Below are 4,912 nucleotides of genomic sequence, written 5' to 3' on the forward strand. Positions count from 1 at the left end.
GCCCTCATGGGGCACACGCCCGCTCAGGCCGCGCTCCCCTCAGGGGCGCGGCAGGGGGCTTGGGCAGGGGGGCTACTGCGGCCTGGCGCTCAACACCACGCGTTCTGGGGTGGCCCCCGTGCTGGGGACAGTCTCCCTGGCAGCGTGGGCAGTCCCACTCTCACGGCTGTTCCTCGTGGAGGACCTCGCGCAAGGGTCACGCGGTACTCCTGAATGACCCTGTGAGGCCCCCGGCGCGGGCAGGCAACGCCATCGTCTTCGGGCCAGCGGTCGGGTACGTTCTCCTCCGCTCGACGGCACGCGCCCCGAGGATCGGCAGAGGGAGACTTCGACATGGCGGACGCAGGTGGCACGGTGCTCCGGGACGTCAGCATCAGCCTGGGCGCCTTGATTCGCGCGAACGTCTTCATCGAGAAGCCCGGTGACGTCGACGTCGAGTACCACTCCCCCGCCAACGAGGAGGCCGGCATCCAGGGACGCCGGCCACTGATCCTCGTCTACCTCTACCGCCTCTCCGACAACGCCTACCTGCGCAACACCCCGGCGACGATCGTCCGCACGAAGAATGGCTTCGTCCGCCGCGCCGCTCCCGCCGTCGTCGACCTGCTGTACCTGATGGTCGCCTACGCGCAGAACGCCGAGCTGGAGCTCATCCTGATCGACCGGCTCAAGCGCCTGTTCTCGGACGTCGCCGTGCTCGAGGGCGACGCGCTCAAGGGCGGCCTGCGCAGCACCGGCAACGACTACCTCACCCTCGTTCCCGACAACCTCAGCCTCAACGAGATCCACCAGCTCTGGGGCAGCTTCCCCAGCAAGCCCTACCGGCTGTCGCTCTTCTACACCGTGAGCCCCGTCAGCATCCCCCGCCTCAACGAGGAGCCGGTGCAGCGCGTCTACGAAGTCACCTCGACCTATCAGGTGCCTGTCGAGCCTGACGAGAAGGCCAAGGAATGACGCGGCCCGTCCGGGAGCGCGTGAGGACCCGATTGTCCGTGGCCATCCAGGTGGTGGGCGCGGTTTCCGGCAGGGTGCTGACCTCCAGGGTCGGGTTCCTCTTCCCCGACCCGGAACAACATTGGGAGCCGCGGCTCACGTCCGACGGCTACCACGTCTTCGTCGGTATTCCCGTGGGCAACCACGTCGTGCGGATCACCGCGCCCGCGCACCAGCCGCTCGACACGGCCTTCACCGTCCCGGAGTCGCCTGACGACTCCAACGCGGTGCTCACGTTCGCGTTGCAGCCCCTGCCTCTTCCCGCGATTCGTTGATCCACGCGGGGGCGCTCCCTATACTCGCGGGTCGACTCACGAAAGGTGGATGCGTGGCCATGGCGTATCAGCACCCGGGCGTCTACATCGAGGAGCTCGCCGGGCCGCAGCAGATCTCCGGAGTCGGCACCAGCACCACCGTCTTCGTGGGGTGGACCGAAGCGGGACCGCTCAACCAGCCGGTGCTCATCGACAGTTGGAACGCGTTCATGCGCGCGTTCGGCAACTTCCTGTGGGGCCACAACGTCCCGTTCGCCGTCTACAACTTCTTCGCCGAGGGCGGCTCGCTCTGCTACGTCGTCCGGGCGGCGCCGAACCCGCCGTCGAGCATGACGTCCGCGAGCGTCACCCAGGGCAGCCTCACCGTTCAGGCGTCCTCGCCGGGGCTCTGGGGCAACAAGCTGGCGATCCAGATCCTCAACTACCCCACCGAGAACCCACCCTCGGCGACGCCCAAGCCCATCTTCACCCTGCGCGTCCTCTACGCCGTGCCCACCGGCCCGATGACCATCGTGGACAGCCTGGTGTCGCGCTACGTGGTGAACAACCAGCTCACCACGGTGACCACCAGCAGCAGGAGCTACTGGCTCGTCGAGGAGTACCCCGGCCTCACCGCCGCGGACCTCTCCAAGCCCGACGTGAACGCCCGCAGCGCGCTCGAACAGCGCATCAACAGCCAGTCGCTCTTCATCCGGGCCGCGGTGACGGACATCGCCGGCACCCGCCCCAACAACCTGGTCAACCCCACGTCCCTCCAGGGCGGCGGGGGCGACTCGGTGACGACCCCTGTCGACTATCCGACCGCGCTCGCGTCCCTGAACCCGCGCAACGACATCAACCTCCTCGTGCTCCCGGACACGGGCATGGTGGACGACTACGGCCTCCAGCGGTCGCTCATTCAACAGGCCCTCTCCTACTGCGAGAGCCGCGCGCCCCGCGACCTGTTCCTCATCGCGGACACCCCCCTGGGGCTCGGCGTCGAGGAGCTGGTCGCCTTCAAGAGCGGCACCGCGTCCTCCAGCGGCATCATCCCCGCCGGCAACGCGCTCAACTCCTCCTACGGCGCCATCTACTGCCCGTGGATGGACTTCTTCAACGGGCTCACGTCGCGCAGCGTGCCCATCCCCCCGTCCGGTGCCGTCGCGGGCACCTACGCGGAGACGGACCGCCGCGTCGGCGTGTTCAAGGCTCCGGCCGGGGTGCTCGACGGGAAGATTGCGTCCGCGGTGGGCCTGACGGCCCTGTTCACGTCGACCGACCAGGACACCCTCAACCCGAACGGCGTCAACGCCATCCGGAACCTGGCCCGCTACGGCATCGTCACCTACGGCGCCCGGACCCTGTCCACCGACACGAGCCTCACGTACATCAGTGTGCGCCGCCTGCTGATCTACATCGAGATCTCCCTCTACTGGGGCATGCAGTGGGTCGTCTTCGAGCCGAACGACCAGAAGCTCTGGGGCTCCGTCAACCGTGACGTCACCCAGTTCCTCACCACGGTGTGGCAGGCGGGCGGACTCTTCGGAGCGAGGCAATCCGAGGCGTTCCTGGTGCAGGTCGACGCCAGCAACAACCCTCCAGAGTCACGCAACCAGGGCATGCTCTTCATCGACATCAGCGTCGCCCCCGTCCGCCCCGCCGAGTTCGTCGTCATCCGCATCCAGCAGGCGACGCTCCCCACCGGCTGAGCCCTGGCGTGACACCTTCCGGGTCCCCGCGACGCGGCGGGGCCCGTCCCCGGGCAGCACACCGAACACCACGAGGCGCACCCCCGAATGGCCACCGAGAGAACGGACCCGTACAAGAGTTTCCGCTTCCGCGTCGAGATCCAGGGCATCCAGGTGGCGGCCTTCTCCAACGCCACCATCCCCGAGGAGTCGATGGACGCGATCGACTACCGCGAGGGCACCGACCCGTACACGCGCAGGCTGTCGGGAATGCCCAAGGTGGGCACGCTGTCGCTGAAGCGCGGCCTGTCCAGCTCCCTGGAGCTGTACGAGTGGTGGCTGCTGGTCAGCGAGCTGGGGGCCGGAGCGCCCGGTGGCCGCAAGAACGTCTCCGTCGTCGTCGTGGATGACGCGGGCAACGACGGCGCGCGGTGGGACATGGCCGGCGTGTGGCCGACCAAGTACCAGTCCGGCGATCTCGACGCGAAGGGCGGCGACGTGCTGATCGAGTCGCTGGAACTGGCGCTGGAAACCATCAAGCGCGCGCGCTGAAACGCAAGCGCACCCGAGGAACAGTCGCATGACGGCATTGATCACCGAGTTTCCCTTCACCCTGAAGCTCGGCTACGCCGACGAGGGCGGCGACCTCCACAAGGACGGGACGATGCGCCTGGCGACCGCGGGGGATGAGATCCTCCCGCTGCGCGACCCGCGCGTCCAACAGAACCCCAGCTACCTGTCCGTCATCCTGCTGTCGCGCGTGGTGACGCGGCTGGGCAACCTGCCCATGGTGTCGCCCAAGGTCATCGAGAACCTGTTCGCGGCGGACTTCGCGATGCTCCAGGACCTGTACAACCGCATCAACGAGCGCGGACGCGACACACTCGACACCGTCTGCCCCAAGTGCAACCACGCCTTCGAAACGGACGTGGAGTCGCACCGGGGCCCTTGAAAGGCTATCCCCTCGACGCCCTGCACGAGGAGATAGCCTTTCTCGCGTACTACCTGCACTGGGACCACGACACGCTGCTCGGACTCGAGCACCGCGACCGGCGGCGGTGGTGCGAAGAGGTCAGCAGGATCAACCGGGAGGTCGGCGGCTCCTCCAAGAAGGAGAAGTCGCTGCTCGACCTGTAGCGAAGGAGCCTCATGGCGGTCATCGGCGGTGGCGTGGCGACCGTGGCGGCATCCCGGCTGGGGATCCGGGACGATCCGTATTTCGGCTACAACTTCCTGGTGGAGATCCAGGGGATGATCGCGGGCGGATTCAGCGAGGTCTCCGGCATGAGCATCAACACGGAGGTCGACTCGCGGCGCGAGGGTGGCGTCAACACGCACGAGTACAAGCTGCCGGGCCAGACGACCTACGGCAACCTCATCCTCCGCAAGGGCGTGTCCGACCTGGACCTGCTCTGGCATTGGTACCAGGACGTCATCGACGGGAAGATCGTCCGCAGGAACGGCACCCTCTACCTGATGAACCACCTCGGCATCCCGATGAAGTGGTGGAACTTCGTCCGTGCGTACCCCACCGCGTGGGAGGGACCTGAGTTCAATGCAAACTCACCCCAGATCGCCGTCCAGGCCCTCACGCTCGTTCACGAAGGGCTCTTCAATCCCAGGGGCTTCTGACGTGGCCGGACGGGGACAGGCGCCCGCGAGCTGGCCGGCGATGCTGCGCGCGACCCTGGCCTCCACCCGGGCGATCCTCCTGCGCCACCAGCGCGACGCTTCGTACGGGATGTCGCCCGAACTCGCGCACCTCTACCGGCTCCCGGCTCGCCCGGCTCGGGAGCCCTCGCGCGTCTCCATCACCCGACACCTCGCGCTGACCTTCCGTTTCGTGGGAGGCGAACCGACCGCCGCGGTCCGTGCAGGAGCCACCGTCAGGGAACAGAGCGGAAACGGGAGTGCACCGATCCTGGATGCCTCGCGGGTCGCCTCGCGGCTGTGGACACGGCTCCAGCGGCTCCATCG

General features: G+C 67.7%; 8 protein-coding genes. All 8 read left to right on the plus strand.

Annotation, left to right across the window (positions count from 1 at the left end; translation table 11 throughout):
• The first annotated feature begins 333 nt into the window (after positions 1 to 333).
• Positions 334 to 954: a Pvc16 family protein gene (locus D7V93_RS37830; RefSeq protein ID WP_120614087.1), complete on the plus strand. Its 621-nt coding sequence runs from the start codon at positions 334 to 336 to the stop codon at positions 952 to 954.
• Positions 951 to 1,268 (plus strand): hypothetical protein, encoded by a 318-nt coding sequence (locus tag D7V93_RS37835; protein ID WP_120647949.1) that lies wholly within the window; start codon positions 951 to 953, stop codon positions 1,266 to 1,268. Before D7V93_RS37830 ends, D7V93_RS37835 begins: the two co-directional genes overlap by 4 nt.
• Positions 1,269 to 1,327: 59 nt before the next feature.
• Positions 1,328 to 2,956, plus strand: a complete 1,629-nt coding sequence (locus D7V93_RS37840; protein ID WP_120647950.1) for a phage tail sheath family protein — start codon at positions 1,328 to 1,330, stop codon at positions 2,954 to 2,956.
• An 87-nt stretch (positions 2,957 to 3,043) separates the two neighbouring features.
• Positions 3,044 to 3,487, plus strand: coding sequence for a phage tail protein (locus D7V93_RS37845; protein ID WP_120647951.1), 444 nt, complete (start codon positions 3,044 to 3,046; stop codon positions 3,485 to 3,487).
• 28 nt (positions 3,488 to 3,515) lie between these two features.
• Positions 3,516 to 3,887 (plus strand): hypothetical protein, encoded by a 372-nt coding sequence (locus D7V93_RS37850; RefSeq protein WP_120614091.1) that lies wholly within the window; start codon positions 3,516 to 3,518, stop codon positions 3,885 to 3,887.
• Positions 3,884 to 4,072 carry a DUF6760 family protein gene (locus tag D7V93_RS37855; protein WP_120614092.1) on the plus strand — a complete coding sequence of 63 codons (189 nt, stop codon included), beginning with the start codon at positions 3,884 to 3,886 and terminating at the stop codon, positions 4,070 to 4,072. Before D7V93_RS37850 ends, D7V93_RS37855 begins: the two co-directional genes overlap by 4 nt.
• Before the next feature lie 12 nt (positions 4,073 to 4,084).
• Positions 4,085 to 4,567 carry a phage tail protein gene (locus D7V93_RS37860; protein WP_120614093.1) on the plus strand — a complete coding sequence of 161 codons (483 nt, stop codon included), beginning with the start codon at positions 4,085 to 4,087 and terminating at the stop codon, positions 4,565 to 4,567.
• 1 nt (position 4,568) lies between these two features.
• On the plus strand, positions 4,569 to 4,912 hold a 344-nt coding region (locus tag D7V93_RS46255; protein ID WP_208723286.1), incomplete at its 3' end, for a hypothetical protein.

Source organism: Corallococcus llansteffanensis, assembly GCF_003612055.1.
Lineage (GTDB): Bacteria > Myxococcota > Myxococcia > Myxococcales > Myxococcaceae > Corallococcus > Corallococcus llansteffanensis.